Source organism: Streptomyces sp. NPDC006544, from assembly GCF_040611715.1.
Classification (GTDB): Bacteria; Actinomycetota; Actinomycetes; order Streptomycetales; family Streptomycetaceae; genus Streptomyces.
Genome location: NZ_JBEXOV010000003.1, coordinates 19,986 through 35,107, shown reverse-complemented (window position 1 = coordinate 35,107; position 15,122 = coordinate 19,986). Strand labels below are relative to the sequence as shown.

Below are 15,122 nucleotides of genomic sequence, written 5' to 3'. Positions count from 1 at the left end.
CCAAGGACCGCATTCCCGCCCGGCCTGAAGGCCGGGATTCCCAGCGAAGATCAGAGGGATGGAGTTCGGCCGGGCCGTCCTCGAAGCCTCCGACGGCACCCGTTCCCACGTCGGCCTCGAAGAACTGGACGCGGCACGTCCCGACCCGCTCTCCCCCTACGAGGCCGGCATGCTCACCCACCTCGTCGACGACCACGCCGAGCTCGTCACCCTCCTCCTGCGCCTGGTCCCTCCCCAGGTCCCGCAGGCGGCCGTGGTCCGCGCCCTGCCCCTGGCCATGGACCGCTACGGGATCACCCTGCGCCTGGAGGAACGGCGCGGCCACCGCGACGTCCGGCTCCCCTTCCCCTCCCCGCTCGACGACGTGGAGCAGTCCGGCGCTCAGATCCAGGCCCTGTTCAGCGCGGCCCGCCGCCGCTCGCACCGCAACACCCTCCCCGCGTGAGGCCCTGAGCGCCGAGATGGTCCGGCCGGTCGGAGCTGTACCGGCCGCCCGGCCGCCTGGCCGCCCGGTCGCCTGGCCGCTCGGACCCCCGTGGATCACCGCCCCGGCTCCCCTGCTCCCCGGCTACGCCTGAGCGGGCGAGGCGGCGTAGCGGTTGACGGGGCGCGCCAGCCCGTAGTTCTCCCGCAGGGTCCGGCCGGTGTACTCGGTGCGGAAGAGACCGCGCCGCTGGAGGATCGGTACGACCTGGTCGACGAAGTCGGTGAGTCCGGTGGGCAGGACGGGCGCCATGATGTTGAAGCCGTCGGCGGCGCCTTGCGTGAACCACTCCTGAAGCTGGTCGGCGATCTGTTCGGGCGTCCCGGCGAAGACCCGGTGGCCCCGGCCGGCGCCGAGGCGGGCGATCAGTTCGCGCAGCGTGAGGCCGTCGCGGCGGGCGAGCTCGGCGACGAGCGTGAAACGGCTCTTGTTGCCGTTGATGTCCCGCTCCTCGGGGAGCTCGGGCAGCGGGCCGTCGAGGGGGAGGCCGGTGAGGTCGGTACCGAGCATCCCGGAGAGCTGGGCGAGCCCGTACTCCGGCACCTGCAGGTCGGTGAGCTGCTGTTCCAGGGCCTTCGCCTCGGCCTCGGTGGAACCGATGACGGGAGCGATGCCGGGCAGGACGAGCAGGTCGCTCTCGGCGCGGCCGTACCTGGCGAGGCGGGACTTGAGGTCCTTGTAGAAGGTCTGGCCGTCGGCGAGGGTCTGCTGGGCGGTGAACACGGCCTCGGCGTTGCGGGCGGCGAACTCCTTGCCGTCCTCGGAGGACCCGGCCTGCACGAGGAGCGGGTGTCCCTGGGGGGAGCGGGGGACGTTGAGCGGTCCGGCGACGCCGAAGTACTCGCCGCGGTGGGCGGCGGGGTGGAGCTTGTCGGTGTCGGCGTAGATGCCGCGGTCCTTGTCGAGGACGACCGCGTCGTCCTCCCAGCTGTCCCAGAGCTTGGTGGCCACGTCCAGGAACTCGCGGGCGCGTTCGTAGCGCAACCCGTGTTCCAGGTGCTCTTCGCGGTTGAAGTTGCGGGCCTCGTCGAGGGTGCCGGAAGTGACGATGTTCCAGCCGGCCCGGCCGTTGCTGATGTGGTCGAGGGACGCGAACTTCCGGGCCAGGTTGTAGGGCTCGTTGAAGGTGGTGGAAACGGTCGCGATCAGCCCGATGTGCTCGGTGACGGCGGCGATGGCCGAGAGCAGCGTGAGCGGCTCGAAGCCGCCGAGGGCGTTGTAGCGGGCCTTGCCCCAGAGGGCGAGGCCGTCGGCGAAGAAGATCGAGTCGAGCCGCCCGCGCTCGGCGGTGCGGGCCAGTTCCTGGAAGTAGCCCAGGTCGGTGATCCGCTCGGGGCTGCTGTCCGGGTGCCGCCAGGCGGCGTCGTGGTGCCCGGCGTTCATGAGGAAGGCGTTGAGGTGGAGGGTCCGTGGTGCGGTGCTGGTCATGTCGTGTCCTCGGTCAAAGGTCGGGCTACGGGGCTACGGCCGCGGGGCCGCGGCGGCGGGGAGCCGCGGCCCCGCGGGAGGGGTCAGGAGGGAACGCGCCAGACGCTCAGGCGGCGTTCGACCGCGACCAGGATCTGGTTGAAGGCCAGGCCGATCGCGGAGATCGTGACGATCCCCGCGTACATCTGCGGAATCGCGAAGTTGAACTGCGAGGCGTTGATCAGGTAGCCGAGGCCCGCCTTCGCGCCGATCATCTCCGCGGCCACCAGGACCAGGATGGAGACGGCTCCGGCCAGCCGGATTCCCGTGAAGATGGCGGGCACCGACGCCGGCAGGATCACCTTCTGGAACAGCCGGGGCGTGGACAGGTCCATGGAGCGCGCCAGTTTCACGAGCGTCGGATCGGCGTTGCCCACCGCGCTGATGGTGTTCAGCAGGATCGGCCAGACGCAGGCGTACACGACGATCGAGACCTTCGAGGTCTCCCCTATGCCCAGCAGCAGGACGAACACCGGCAGCAGCGCCAGCGCCGCCGTGTTGCGGAACACCTCCAGCAGCGGCCCGAGCAGGACGGCCACCGGCCGGTACCAGCCGATCAGCAGCCCGAGCGGGACCGAGATCAGCACCGCGATGCCGAAGCCGCCGAAGGAGCGGACCAGGCTGGCCTGGGTGTGCTCGGCGAGTTGGCCGTCATTCAGCAGCTCCCACCACGCCACGGCGACCTCGCTGACCGGCGGCAGGAACGTCGCGTCGACCAGGCCCAGCCGGGGCGCCGTCTCCCACAGCGCGAGCAGGGCGACGATCGCCGCCGAGCGCAGCGCCAGGGCCCGCAGCACCCGCAGGGCGCGCAGGGCCGGGGACGGGGACGGGGGCGAAGTCGGCGCCGGCGCGGCGGCGCGGACCGGCTGCGGTGACGCGGAGGGCGCAGGGCCCCGTACGGCCGTTCCTGGTCGACCCGGTGAGGGTGCGGGTGCCGGCGCCGGCGCTGCGTCCGGCCGCGTACCTGCTTCTGCTTCTGCTTCTGCTGATTTCACCACGGTGCTCATACGGTGGCCTCCTCCTTCTCCAGTTGCTGGGCGCGGGCCACCTCGTCGTGGAGCAGGGTCCAGATCTCGTGGCGGTAGCGGGCGAATTCCGGGCTGGAGCGCAGGTCTTCGCCGGTCGCTCCGGCGGACCGGTCGCCGAACGACACCGGGACGACCTCCTTGACCCGGCCGGGACGGGAGGTGATCACGGCGACCCGCTGCCCGAGGTAGACGGCTTCCTCGATGCCGTGCGTGATGAACACGACGGTTTTGCCGGTGCTCTGCCAGATGCGGCGCAGTTCGTCCTGGAGCGACTCGCGGGTCTGGGCGTCGAGCGCGGCGAACGGTTCGTCCATCAGCAGCACGTCCGGGTCGTAGGCGAGCGAGCGCGCGATGGCGACCCGCTGGCGCATGCCTCCGGACAGCTCGTGCGGATGCCGGTCCTCGAAGCCCGTGAGGCCGACGAGGTTCAGGAACTCCTTGGCCTTCGCCGCGCGTTGACGGCGGGGGACGCCCGTCGCCTCCAGGCCGAATTCGATGTTGCCGAGTGCCGTGCGCCACGGCAGCAGCGCGTACTGCTGGAAGACGATGCCCCGGTCCAGGCCCGGACCGGTGACGGGGGCGCCGTCGAGCAGGATCCGGCCGGAGGTGGGGCGGGTCAGGCCGCCGAGCAGGTCGAGGAGGGTGGACTTGCCGCAGCCGCTGGGGCCCACGACGACCACGAACTCCCCGGCCTCGATCTCGAGGTCGACGCCGTCGAGGGCGGTGAACTCCCCGTTGCCGTTCTTGTTCTTCTTGTCCTTGGTCGGGAAGGTCTTCGTCACCGACTCGAACACGATTTTCGCCATCGCCGCGCCTCAGCCCTTGCCCTGGTCGTTGAACGCGTTGGTGTAGAGGTCGGCCGGCTTCAGCTGACCCTTCTTGATCTCACCGCGCCCGCCCAGCCAGTCGATCCACAGCTGGAACTCCTTGTCGGCGATCCGCCCGCCGGGCTCGGCGACCCCGTACGAGCGCCAGTACTGCAGGGTGGAGGTGTCCTCGGTGCGGCCGCGCTTCTTGATGATCTCGGTCATCCGGGCGATGACCTCCTCGCGCGGGGTGGCGCGGGACCACTCGATGGCCTTGGCCACGCCGGTGGTGAAGGTCCGCACGGTGTCGGGGTTCTCCTTGATGAACTTGCGCGTCATCACGTACGAGCCGGCGCTGAACGCTCCGAGCAGTTCGAAGTCCTTGAACAGCGGGCGGATACCGCCGGCGGCGAGGGCCTTGTCCCGCAGGACCCCGCTGAGGACGCCGACCTCGATCTGCTTCTGCCGCAGCGCCTGTTCGGTGTTGACGGGCGGCACGACGAGGGACTCGACCTTGTCCGCCTCGGCCTTGGGGACGCCGTTGCGCTCCAGGTAGATGTCCAGCAGGGCCTGGGCGTGGGCGCCCAGGGTGTTCATGCCGACCTTCTTGCCGATCAGGTCGCGGGCGGAGCGGATCGGGCTGTCCTCCAGCACGTAGTAGCCGAGGTAGGTGTCCTTGTCGGAGCCGTAGTACGAGGCGACGGCCGTGATCTGCGCCTTGCTCGCCGCGAGCTTGACGATCGCGCCGTTGAAGGCGCCCCCGAAGTGGGTCTGGCCGGTGGCGGCGGACTGGATGTCCTGCGGGCCGCTGATGGTGTTGCCGACCCAGTCCAGGGTGACGTTCCCCAGGTAGCCGAGATCGGCCGCGAGCTCGGGGAGGGTCACCGAGCCTACGGCGCCCTGGTACTTCAGGGCGGTGATCTGGCTGCCCCGGGCACCCGTGGCGGTTGCCGTGCCGCAGCTCACCGCGGCCGCCGAGATGCCGAGCAGGGTGAGGAACTGGCGCCGGGAGGTGGGGGTCGAGGTGAAGGCTGCGGGCATGACGATTCCTTGTCGATGAGCGGATCAGTGTGTACGCAGGTCAGTGCGCGGTGGCGAGCACCGCGGCCTCGGCTGCGCGCAGGGCCTCGGCGAACTCGTCGACGGCCTGGAAGAGGTCCAGCTCCGCTTCGGGCCGCAGCCGGTCGGGACCGGCGCCGCGCTCGACCGAGGAGTCGAGGACGAAGCGGCCGGCGGTGACGTGCCGGGCGCCGAGCGCGGCAAGGACCGGGCGCAGCGCGTAGTCGATGGTCAGGACGTGGGCGAGGCTGCCGCCGGTGGCCACCGGCAGAACCGTTTTGCCGGCCAGTCCGTCCTGCGGGAGCAGATCGAGGAAGGCCTTGAGCAGGCCGGTGTACGCGGCCTTGTAGACCGGGGTCGCGATGATGATGCCGTCGGCTTCGGCGACGGCTTCCAGCGCCCGCCGGATCTCCGGTTCGCCTCGGCGTGCGGAGAGCAGGTCGGCGGCGGGGAGCTCACGGACGGCGAGGTGGGCGGTGTCGAAGCCGGCGTGGTCCAGGCGGCGCAGCACGTGGTCGGCGACGACGGCGGTGCGGGAGTTGACGGACGGGCTGCCGGTGAGGGCGAGCAGCTTGGGCACGGAGCGCTCCTTCGAGGGCGGGGCGGTGGCGGTGACGGCTGGAGCGGTGACGGCTGGGGCGGTGACGGTGGCGGTGGCGGTCGCCGAGCGGGGGTCAGGCCGCGTCGGAGGCGCCGGCGCCGGAGGCGATGGACACCCCGGAGGCACCGGACGCGCCGGACGCGATGCCGAAGGACGGGTCGGGCACCGTCTCCGGGCTGATCAGCCGGGACGGGACCCCGTCCGGGCCGACCGGGACATCGCCGTCGACCGTCACGCGGCGCAGGGTGCGCTCGTGGTCGTCGGAGTCGTCCACGCCGTAGTGCTGGGTGGCGCGGTTGTCCCAGATGGCGACGTCGCCGGCCCGCCACTGCCAGCGGACGGTGTTCTCGGGGCTCTCGATGTGGGCCTGGAAGAGGTCCAGGAGGATGCGCGAGTCGCGGCCGGTGAGGCCGTTGATGCGCTGGACGAAGTTGCCGAGCAGCAGGGTGCGTTCGCCGGTCTCGGGGTGGACGCGGACCACCGGGTGTTCCGTGAGGAACTTCGTGGAGGTGAACACCTCGCGGTACTGGGCGAGCGCCTCGGGAAGCGCGTCGGGCTTCAGGGCCGCGTAGTCGTACTCGTTGGAGTGCACGGCGCGCAGGCTGTCGGCCAGGACCCGCAGGGGCTCGGGAAGCCGGGAGTACGCGGTGGCCGTGTTGGCCCACAGGGTGTTGCCGCCGTAGGGCGGGACGGTGAGGGCGCGAAGGATGGAGAAGGTGGGGTAGGCGGGGACGAAGGTGACGTCCGTGTGCCACTGGTTGGCGCGGGCTCCGTGGTGGGAGTCGATGCCCAGCGCGTAACGCCCGTCGGCGGACGGCACGGTGGGGTGCGCGACGGGTGTCCCGAGCAGCCGGGCGAAGGCCTCGTGTCCGGCCTCGTCGAGGTGGTCCTGCCCGCGGAAGAGGACGACCTTGTGGGCGAGGAGCGCGGCCCGGATCCCGGCGACGGTCTCGCGGGCGAGTTCGCCGCCGAGGCGGACTCCGCCGATCTCGGCGCCTATGCGGCCGCCGATCTTGGTGACGGTGACGACGTCGGTGTCGGCGTCGGGGGTGCGGGTTGCGGTGGTTGCGGTGGTCATGATGGCGTGGCTCCTTGTTCATTTCCGCAGCGGAAGAATGTGCGGGCGGGGCGACGGGACCCGGCGAGAGCCGGGACGGGGACCGGGGGCCGGCGACGGATCGTGCCGGTGGGACCAGGAGAGGGCGAGCGGCCTGTGGCGGACGCAGGAGCGGGCGGGCGGAGGACGACCAGGGGACGGCCGCCGGGCGGCCGCCTCCCGCCCCCCTCAGCAGCCCGAGCCCGACGGCGACGGGCGTACGGCGCAACGGCGGCGAGCAGCGGCTGGACGGTGCCCGGCGCCGGCACGGATGCGGGCACGGATGCGGGCACGGGCGGCGGGCACGGGGAGCGCGGCGGCGCGGTGGCCGGTGACGCCCCCTCGGTGCGAGGACGCCCCCAGGGGCGCGCTCAGGACCGGAGTGCGCTCAGAAACGACGCGGGGCCGGACAGCGGCCCTGACACTCGCCCGGCGCGGTACAGGCGCCGGGGGTGTGGAGCCGCGGGGCGAGGAACTCGATCGCGGACATGTCCCGGAGACTGCCAGCGCCCCCACCCCCGGTCAACCCCGGCCCGCCACCCGCCCGGACGCCTCCGGGGCCCCGGCAACACCGCCTATGACCTGGGCTTTCGCCGGAACCGGCCACCCCTGGAACGGCCGGAAACCGTGGCCTGAATTCATGTGCCCGAAACGCACCCGCCACGGACCCCGCCCCCGGCCGCACGGCAGCGACGAGTGGCCGGAAGTGAAGGGCCCGAGGATCAAGCCCGGCCGTAGGCTGCCCGCATGGCACTCGTCGACTTCAGCGCCCCCGCGGGGGAGTTCAGCGCGAACCCCTATCCCACGTACGCCGCACTGCGCGCCGCCGGCCCCGTACACAAGATCACGGGCGCCGGCGGGCAACCGCTCTGGCTGGTCGTCGGCTACGAGGAGGCGCGGCTGGCACTCGGACATCCGCTGCTGTGCAAGGACCCGAACGTCTACGGCGACTTCGACAAGGCCCTGCTCGGGGCGACCAGCACCAACATGCTGGAAGCGGACCCGCCCCACCACACCCGGCTGCGCAAACTGGTATCGCGCGAGTTCACACCGCGCCGCGTCGAGGCACTGCGCCCCCGCGTCCAGGAGGTCACCGACCGGCTCCTCGACGCGATGGAGGCCGATCCCGGCCGGTCCGGCGACCTGATCGCGGCGCTGGCCCTCCCGGTCCCGATGACGGTCATCTGCGAGCTGCTCGGGGTCCCCGGACTCGACCGCGACCAGTTCCACGCGTGGTCGAACCAGATCGTCTCCGCACCCATCGGGAGCGCGGAGCTGCTCGGCCCGGTGTTCCAGGCGATGACCGCCTATCTGGTCGGGCTCCTGGCCGACAAGACCGAGAAGCCCGGCGACGACCTGCTCAGCGCCCTGATCCGGACCCGGGACGAGGACGGCGACTCCCTGTCCTCCGACGAGCTGATCGGCATGGCCTACCTCCTGCTGCTGGCGGGCCACGAAACCACCGTCAACCTGATCTCCAACGGCGTACGGGCCCTGCTCGCCCACCCCCGGCAACTCGCCGATCTGCGGGCCGACTTCGACGGCCTGCTCGACGGTGCCGTCGAGGAGATGCTCCGCTACGACGGTCCGGTGGAGAACGCGACCATCCGCTTCGCGGCCGGGGACCTGGTGCTGGGAGGCGTCGCCATCGAGGCGGGCGCCCCCGTCGTGGTCTCGCTGGCTTCCGGCGACCGCGACGGGCACCGGTTCCCGGAACCCGACACCTTCGACATCCGGCGCGCGGCCCAGGGGCACCTGGCCTTCGGCCACGGGATCCACTTCTGCCTGGGCGCGCCGCTGGCCCGGATGGAGGCCCGGATCGTCATCCGGTCCCTGTTCGAGCGCTTCCCGAACCTCACCGCCGACCCGGCCGCCGGCCCGCCGCAATGGATCGAGGGCACCCTCATCCGCGGCGTCACCCGGCTTCCCGTCCGCTGGTAGCCCCGCCCGGAAGCCACAGGGCCGGGGCGGAGCCCGGGCTGCGCGCGGGGCCGGGGGCCGGGGGCCGGGCCCCGGCCTCCGGCCGGCCCCGCCGGCCCGTCCGCGTCGACCACCGCGCCCGCGCCGTCGGCTCCCGTGCCGACCGGCTCCCGCGACCGGCTCCCGCGACCGGCCTTACTCCCGGTAGCCGCCGCGACCGCACTCCTCAGTCCGCTCTTTCGTGATCCCTCCCGTCTCACATGAGAGGGGGAGATCACATCCGGTGGTTATAGGCGCTCCCTGATGACCCCCCCTACCATTCGAGCCATGACGGTCCTGCCTGATGACGGGCTCTCCTTGGCCGCCGAGTTCCCTGACGCGACGCATGAGCAGTGGCAGCGCCTGGTAGAGGGCGTTCTACGCAAGTCGGGCAAGGAAGTATCCGGCGAGGCAGCGGAAGACGCGTTGTCCACGAAACTCGAGGACGGGCTCACCACCCGCCCGCTGTACACCGCGCCCGAAACCGTGCCGGACACCGGCTTCCCCGGTTTCGCACCCTTCGTACGGGGTGGCCGGGCCGAGGGCAATGCCGCCTCGGGCTGGGACGTCCGCCAGCGGATCGCCGGCACCGACCCCGTACGGGTGAACGACGCCGCCCTGGCCGACCTGGAGAACGGCACCACCTCGCTGTGGCTGGCCGTCGGCGACGCCGGCCTCCCGGCGGACGGCCTCTCCCGCGCCCTGGACGGGGTCTACCTCGACCTGGCCCCCGTCTCCCTCGATCCCGGCGCCCAATACGCCGAGGCGGCGCGGGCCCTGCTCGCGCTGTACACCGAGCGCGGGGTGTCCCCCCAGGACGCCCGCGCCTGCCTGGGCGCCGACCCGCTGGGCCACGAGGCCCGCACCGGAGAGGCCCTGGACCTCGCCGGAGCCGCCGCCCTCGCCCGGGAGACGGCGGCCGCCTGGCCGCACGTACGGGCCCTGGCGGTCGACGCCCTGCCCTACCACGAGGCCGGCGGCAGTGCCGCCGAGGAGCTGGGGCTCTCCCTGGCCACCGGGGTCGCGTACCTGCGCGCCCTCACCGGGGCGGGCCTCGACGCGGAGGCCGCCTTCGGGCAGCTGGAGTTCCGCTACTCCGCCACCGCCGACCAGTTCCTCACCATCGCCAAGCTGCGTGCCGCCCGCCGCCTGTGGGCCCGGATCGCCGAAGCCTGCGGAGCCCCGCGGGCCGGCGCCCAGCGCCAGCACGCCGTGACCTCGCCCGTGATGATGACCCGACGCGACCCGTGGGTGAACATGCTGCGCACCACCGTCGCCTGCATGGCGGCGGGCGTGGGCGGCGCCGACTCGGTCACCGTGCTCCCGTTCGACCAGGAACTGGGCCTGCCCGACGCGTTCGCGCGCCGCGTCTCGCGCAACACCTCCACCATCCTGCTGGAGGAGTCCCACCTGGCCCGCGTGATCGACCCGGCCGGCGGCTCCTACTACGTCGAGCGCCTCACCGACGAACTGGCACACGCCGCCTGGGAGTTCTTCCAGACGGTGGAGAAGGCCGGCGGCCAGGCCGCCGCCCTGCGCTCCGGCCTGGTCGCCGAACGTCTCGCCGCCACCTGGGCCGAGCGCTCGAAGAAGCTGGCCCGGCGCCGCGAGCCGATCACCGGAGTCAGCGAGTTCCCGCTGCTCTCCGAGAAGCCGGTGGTACGCGAGCCCGCACCGGCCCCCCTCACCGGCGGACTCCCCCGCGTCCGGCGCGACGAGGCCTTCGAGGCCCTGCGCGCCCGCAGCGACGCGCACCTGGCGGCGACGGGTGCCCGGCCCACGGTCTTCCTGGCCGCACTGGGTCCGGCGGCCGCCCACACCGGGCGCGCCACCTTCGCCTCCAACCTGTTCCAGGCCGGCGGCGTCACCCCCGTCCACGACCCGGTGTCGGTGACCCCGGAGTCGGCCGCGGCGGCGTACGCCGCGAGCGGCGCGGACGGCATGGCCGTGCTGTGCTCCAGCGACGCGCTGTACGAGGAGCAGGCCGAGGCGGTGGCCGCGGCCCTGCGTTCGGCGGGCGCGACGACCGTGTTCCTCGCGGGCAAGCCGGGCACGGCGGCGGCCGCCGTGGACGAGTACGTCTTCGCCGGCTGCGACGCCGTCGCCGTGCTGTCCTCCGTACTCGACCGGATGGGAGTGCCGTCTTGAGCAGCACCGGAATCCCCGATTTCTCCGAGCTCCCGCTGACCGGCGGAGCCGCGGCGTCCGGTTCCGAGGACCAGTGGCGGGCCGCCCTGAAGGAGTCGACCGGCTCCGACGCCGGCGACCTGCTGTGGGAGACGCCCGAGGGCATCGGCGTCCAGCCGCTGTACACGGGACGCGACCTGGAGGGCCTGGACTTCCTGCGCACGTACCCGGGCGTGGCCCCGTACCTGCGCGGCCCGTACCCGACGATGTACGTCAACCAGCCCTGGACGATCCGTCAGTACGCCGGGTTCTCCACGGCCGAGGAGTCCAACGCCTTCTACCGGCGCAACCTCGCGTCCGGCCAGAAGGGCCTGTCGGTGGCCTTCGACCTGCCGACGCACCGCGGCTACGACAGCGACCACCCGCGCGTGACCGGCGACGTCGGCATGGCGGGCGTGGCGATCGACTCGATCTACGACATGCGCCAGCTGTTCGACGGGATCCCGCTGGACAAGATGTCGGTGTCGATGACGATGAACGGCGCGGTCCTGCCGGTCCTCGCCCTCTACATCGTGGCGGCGGAGGAACAGGGCGTCTCCCCCGACAAGCTCGCCGGGACCATCCAGAACGACATCCTCAAAGAGTTCATGGTCCGCAACACCTACATCTATCCGCCGAAGCCCTCGATGCGGATCATCTCCGACATCTTCTCCTTCACCTCGCAGAAGATGCCGCGCTACAACTCCATCTCCATCTCCGGCTACCACATCCAGGAAGCCGGGGCCACGGCCGACCTGGAGCTCGCGTACACCCTCGCGGACGGCGTGGAGTACCTGCGGGCCGGCCAGGCCGTCGGACTGGACGTGGACGCGTTCGCGCCGCGCCTGTCGTTCTTCTGGGCGATCGGCATGAACTTCTTCATGGAGGTCGCGAAGCTGCGCGCCGCCCGCCTGCTGTGGGCGCGCCTGGTCAAGCAGTTCGACCCGCAGAACGCCAAGTCCCTCTCGCTGCGCACCCATTCGCAGACCTCGGGCTGGTCGCTCACCGCGCAGGACGTCTTCAACAACGTCACCCGCACCTGCGTCGAGGCGATGGCCGCGACCCAGGGCCACACCCAGTCGCTGCACACCAACGCCCTCGACGAGGCGCTCGCGCTGCCGACGGACTTCTCGGCGCGCATCGCCCGCAACACCCAGCTCCTGCTCCAGCAGGAGTCGGGCACCTGCCGGTCCATCGACCCGTGGGGCGGCAGCGCGTACGTGGAGAAGCTGACCTACGACCTCGCGCGCCGGGCCTGGCAGCACATCCAGGAGGTCGAGGCGGCCGGCGGCATGGCGCAGGCCATCGACGCGGGCATCCCCAAGCTCCGGGTGGAGGAGGCCGCCGCGCGCACGCAGGCCCGTATCGACTCGGGCCGCCAGCCGGTGATCGGCGTCAACAAGTACCGGGTGGCGACGGACGAGCAGATCGACGTCCTGAAGGTCGACAACTCCTCGGTGCGCGCCCAGCAGATCGCCAAGCTGCGGCGGCTGCGCGAGGAGCGCGACGAGGCGCTCACCCAGGACACCCTGCGGGCGCTGACGAACGCGGCCGGCAGCGGCGAGGGCAACCTGCTGGAGCTGGCGGTGAACGCCGCGCGCGCCAAGGCCACGGTGGGCGAGATCTCGGACGCCCTCGAGAAGGTGTACGGGCGCCACGCGAGCCAGATCCGTACGATCTCCGGTGTGTACCGCACCGAGGCAGGCGAGTCCCCGTCCCTGGAGCGCACCCGCGCGCTCATCGACCGGTTCGAGGAGGCGGAGGGCCGCCGCCCCCGCATCCTGGTCTGCAAGATGGGCCAGGACGGGCACGACCGCGGCCAGAAGGTGATCGCGACCGCCTTCGCCGACCTGGGCTTCGACGTGGACGTCGGCCCGCTGTTCCAGACCCCGGCGGAGGTGGCCCGCCAGGCCGTCGAGGCGGACGTCCACGTCGTGGGCGTCTCCTCGCTGGCCGCCGGCCACCTGACCCTCGTGCCGGCGCTGCGCGAGCAGCTGGCGGAGGAGGGCCGCGAGGACATCATGATCGTGGTGGGCGGGGTGATCCCGCCGGCGGACGTTCCCACGCTCCTGGAGATGGGCGCGACGGCGGTGTTCCCGCCGGGCACGGTCATCCCGGACGCGGCGCACGACCTGGTGACGCGGCTGGCCGCGGAACTGGGCCACGAGCTGTAGGCGGACGCGGGTGCCGAAGATCGACATCGAGGCCTACACCAAGGGCGTCCTCGACGGGAAGCGCGCGTTCATCGCGCGCGCCGTGACCCTCGTCGAGTCCACCCTGCCCGCCCACCGGCTGCTGGCACAACAGCTGCTGACGGAGCTCCTCCCCCACTCGGGGAGGGCGCGCCGGATCGGGATCAGCGGGGTGCCGGGCGTGGGCAAGTCCACGTTCATCGACGCCTTCGGCACCCTGCTGACGGGCTTGGGCCACAAGGTCGCGGTCCTGGCCGTCGACCCTTCGTCCACCCGTACGGGCGGCTCCATCCTGGGTGACAAGACCCGCATGGAACGCCTCGCCGTCGACCCGGCCGCCTTCGTCCGCCCCTCCCCCTCGGCGGGCACGCTGGGCGGGGTCGCGAAGGCCACCCGCGAGTCGATGATCGTGATGGAGGCGGCGGGCTACGACGTGGTCCTGGTGGAAACGGTGGGAGTGGGCCAGTCGGAGACCACGGTCGCCGGCATGGTCGACTCCTTCCTGCTCCTCTCGCTGGCCCGCACCGGCGACCAGCTCCAGGGCATCAAGAAGGGCGTCCTGGAACTCGCCGACGTCCTGGCGGTGAACAAGGCGGACGGCCCGCACGAGCGCGACGCGAAGTCGGCGGCGCGCGAACTCTCTGGCGCCCTGCGCCTGATGCACCCGGTCGACGCGGCGTGGACCCCGCCGGTCCTGACGTGCAGCGCCCGGGAGTCGAAGGGTCTGGACGAGGTGTGGAACCGTCTGGAGCAGCACCGCACGCTGCTGGAGGCGGACGGCCGCCTCACGGCCAAGCGCGCGGCCCAGCAGGTGGAGTGGACCTGGTCGATGGTCCGCGACGAACTCCTCGAACGCCTCCGCTCCAACCCGGCGGTACGCGACCTGGCCCCGGCCCTGGAAGCGGCGGTCCGCGCCGGCTCCCTGACGCCCACCCTGGCGGCGGACCGGCTCCTGGCGGCGTTCACGGCCTCCTAGCCGTCCCGCCCGTACGGTCCCCGCCCGTGCGGCGGCCGTCAGGCCAGGAAGCGCTCGACGGCCTCGCGGGCACGGGCACGGGAGGCCGCGGCGGCCGCCAGGGACCGGGCCAGGACATCGATCCACTCGTCCAGTTCCACGGGGCGCCGCGAGAGCACGATGCCCCGCACCTCGTGGCAGATCTCCCCGGCCAGCCGGCCGCGGTCCCTGCGCAGCGAGAGCCGCTGCTCCCCGAGCGCGACGTCCAGCGCGGCGACCGAACCCTCCCGCCCGGCCAGCCGCTGCGCGACGGAACGCCTCCGCTCGATGCGGACGGCCCCCGGCGGCAGCGCGTCCGCCAGGTGCACCGACAGCACGGTGACGTAGAGGTCCAGGTCCGCGCCGTCCCGGCGCAGCGCCGCGGCGAGCAGTTCCACTTCCCCGTCAGACATCGAGGCTCAGCACCATGGTCGGCCGGTCGATGACGTGGTCGTCGCGCAGCGGGCGCACCGCCGTCCCTATCGCGAAGAACTCGGTGGTGTGCGTCCCCCAGGAATGCGAGTGCTGCCGCAGCTGGACGGCCACGATCCCCTCGGCCTCCAGGGCCTTGGCCTCCGCCTGCATGCGGCTCATCGCCAGTTCGCGCGCATCGTAGAGCGCCTGCGTGAACGGCTCGATCTCGACGTTGCGGCCCGTGTTGCTCAGCACCTGCGCGAAGCGCTGGTGCGCCACGTGGTAGACGCACGACCCCATGACCAGGTCCAGCGGCGCGTACCCGGCGCGGATCAGGGTCCAGAAGTCCTGGCCGGACAGGTCCGAGGTGAAGGGCTTGCCCTTGTTGTTGAGCCAGGTCCCGGCCGGCCCCGGGTCCGCCCCGTCCGCCTTCACGGCCGTGCCGACCGCGATGAACTCGGCGATGTCCGAGCCGAACTCCTTGAACTGGATGTCGAGCCGGACCCCGACGATCCCGTCCGCCCCCAGGGCGCTCGCCTCCGCCTCCATCCGGCTCATCGCCAGGTCGCGGGCGTGGTACATGGCCTGTGACAGCTTGGTGAGCTCCTGGTTCTTCGACCACCGGGCGAGCTGGATGCCGACGTGGTAGACCGAGGAACCGAGGACCAGGCCGAGCGGGCGGAAGCCGGCCTCGCGTACCAGCAGGAACTCGTTCACGGTCAGGTCGGAGGTGAAGAGCGAGCCCTTCTCGCCCGGCTGGAGCTGCGCGAGCCGCCGCATCGCGTCCTCGGAAACGCCCTCCGGCGCCGGCCGCGCGGCCCTCCCGGCTGGTTCTTGCCCCGTCGGCTCGGTCATG

General features: G+C 72.3%; 12 protein-coding genes and 1 pseudogene. 5 read left to right on the top strand and 8 right to left on the bottom strand.

The window, feature by feature from the left end:
- Positions 1–58: 58 nt before the first annotated feature.
- A pseudogene (locus ABZY44_RS02110) lies at positions 59–445 on the top strand (DUF2470 domain-containing protein); the annotation flags it as partial.
- 123 nt (positions 446–568) lie between these two features.
- Here ABZY44_RS02110 and ABZY44_RS02105 read toward each other — a convergent pair.
- The 6 genes from ABZY44_RS02105 to ABZY44_RS02080 all read right to left on the bottom strand — a co-directional run bounded on the left by ABZY44_RS02105 (position 569) and on the right by ABZY44_RS02080 (position 6,523).
- Positions 569–1,912 (bottom strand): LLM class flavin-dependent oxidoreductase, encoded by a 1,344-nt coding sequence (locus tag ABZY44_RS02105; RefSeq protein WP_356649622.1) that lies wholly within the window; start codon positions 1,910–1,912, stop codon positions 569–571.
- A gap of 83 nt (positions 1,913–1,995) precedes the next feature.
- The gene (locus tag ABZY44_RS02100; protein WP_356649738.1) at positions 1,996–2,763 is read right to left on the bottom strand and encodes an ABC transporter permease; all 768 of its coding nucleotides are present in this window, start codon (positions 2,761–2,763) and stop codon (positions 1,996–1,998) included.
- A gap of 191 nt (positions 2,764–2,954) precedes the next feature.
- Positions 2,955–3,785, bottom strand: coding sequence for an ABC transporter ATP-binding protein (locus tag ABZY44_RS02095; RefSeq protein ID WP_356649621.1), 831 nt, complete (start codon positions 3,783–3,785; stop codon positions 2,955–2,957).
- A gap of 9 nt (positions 3,786–3,794) precedes the next feature.
- Positions 3,795–4,826 (bottom strand): ABC transporter substrate-binding protein, encoded by a 1,032-nt coding sequence (locus tag ABZY44_RS02090; protein ID WP_356649620.1) that lies wholly within the window; start codon positions 4,824–4,826, stop codon positions 3,795–3,797.
- 40 nt (positions 4,827–4,866) lie between these two features.
- On the bottom strand, positions 4,867–5,424 hold the full coding sequence (gene ssuE / locus ABZY44_RS02085) for an NADPH-dependent FMN reductase (protein ID WP_356649619.1): 558 nt from the start codon (positions 5,422–5,424) through the stop codon (positions 4,867–4,869).
- Positions 5,425–5,518: 94 nt separating this feature from the next.
- Positions 5,519–6,523, bottom strand: coding sequence for a TauD/TfdA family dioxygenase (locus tag ABZY44_RS02080; RefSeq protein WP_356649618.1), 1,005 nt, complete (start codon positions 6,521–6,523; stop codon positions 5,519–5,521).
- A gap of 765 nt (positions 6,524–7,288) precedes the next feature.
- On the opposite strand from ABZY44_RS02080, the gene ABZY44_RS02075 reads away from it, so the two are divergent.
- The 4 genes from ABZY44_RS02075 to meaB all read left to right on the top strand — a co-directional run bounded on the left by ABZY44_RS02075 (position 7,289) and on the right by meaB (position 13,834).
- Positions 7,289–8,482, top strand: a complete 1,194-nt coding sequence (locus tag ABZY44_RS02075) for a cytochrome P450 (RefSeq protein WP_356649617.1) — start codon at positions 7,289–7,291, stop codon at positions 8,480–8,482.
- Between the two features lie 306 nt (positions 8,483–8,788).
- The gene (locus ABZY44_RS02070) at positions 8,789–10,648 is read left to right on the top strand and encodes a methylmalonyl-CoA mutase family protein (protein ID WP_356649616.1); all 1,860 of its coding nucleotides are present in this window, start codon (positions 8,789–8,791) and stop codon (positions 10,646–10,648) included.
- Positions 10,645–12,840 carry a methylmalonyl-CoA mutase gene (scpA, locus tag ABZY44_RS02065; protein ID WP_356649615.1) on the top strand — a complete coding sequence of 732 codons (2,196 nt, stop codon included), beginning with the start codon at positions 10,645–10,647 and terminating at the stop codon, positions 12,838–12,840. The genes ABZY44_RS02070 and scpA overlap by 4 nt, the downstream gene beginning before the upstream one ends.
- A gap of 10 nt (positions 12,841–12,850) precedes the next feature.
- Entirely contained in the window at positions 12,851–13,834 is a 984-nt protein-coding gene (gene meaB / locus ABZY44_RS02060) for a methylmalonyl Co-A mutase-associated GTPase MeaB (RefSeq protein WP_356649614.1), read from the top strand.
- A 38-nt stretch (positions 13,835–13,872) separates the two neighbouring features.
- Here the strand turns inward: meaB and ABZY44_RS02055 are convergent, their stop codons facing one another.
- Both ABZY44_RS02055 and ABZY44_RS02050 read right to left on the bottom strand, forming a co-directional pair.
- On the bottom strand, positions 13,873–14,265 hold the full coding sequence (locus ABZY44_RS02055; RefSeq protein ID WP_356649613.1) for a hypothetical protein: 393 nt from the start codon (positions 14,263–14,265) through the stop codon (positions 13,873–13,875).
- A complete protein-coding gene (locus ABZY44_RS02050; protein ID WP_356649612.1) occupies positions 14,258–15,121 on the bottom strand; it encodes a heavy metal-binding domain-containing protein in 864 nt (287 codons plus the stop codon). Before ABZY44_RS02050 ends, ABZY44_RS02055 begins: the two co-directional genes overlap by 8 nt.
- Between the last annotated feature and the right edge of the window lies 1 nt (position 15,122).

What these genes read in the sequence shown, in the direction of transcription:
- ABZY44_RS02105 (WP_356649622.1), bottom strand. Translation starts at nt 1,912, where the DNA reads ATGACCAGCACCGCACCACGGACCCTCCACCTCAACGCCTTCCTCATG.
- ABZY44_RS02050 (WP_356649612.1), bottom strand. Translation starts at nt 15,121, where the DNA reads ATGACCGAGCCGACGGGGCAAGAACCAGCCGGGAGGGCCGCGCGGCCG.
- ABZY44_RS02095 (WP_356649621.1), bottom strand. Translation starts at nt 3,785, where the DNA reads ATGGCGAAAATCGTGTTCGAGTCGGTGACGAAGACCTTCCCGACCAAG.
- ABZY44_RS02055 (WP_356649613.1), bottom strand. Translation starts at nt 14,265, where the DNA reads ATGTCTGACGGGGAAGTGGAACTGCTCGCCGCGGCGCTGCGCCGGGAC.
- ABZY44_RS02070 (WP_356649616.1), top strand. Translation starts at nt 8,789, where the DNA reads ATGACGGTCCTGCCTGATGACGGGCTCTCCTTGGCCGCCGAGTTCCCT.
- ABZY44_RS02075 (WP_356649617.1), top strand. Translation starts at nt 7,289, where the DNA reads ATGGCACTCGTCGACTTCAGCGCCCCCGCGGGGGAGTTCAGCGCGAAC.
- ABZY44_RS02090 (WP_356649620.1), bottom strand. Translation starts at nt 4,826, where the DNA reads ATGCCCGCAGCCTTCACCTCGACCCCCACCTCCCGGCGCCAGTTCCTC.
- ABZY44_RS02080 (WP_356649618.1), bottom strand. Translation starts at nt 6,523, where the DNA reads ATGACCACCGCAACCACCGCAACCCGCACCCCCGACGCCGACACCGAC.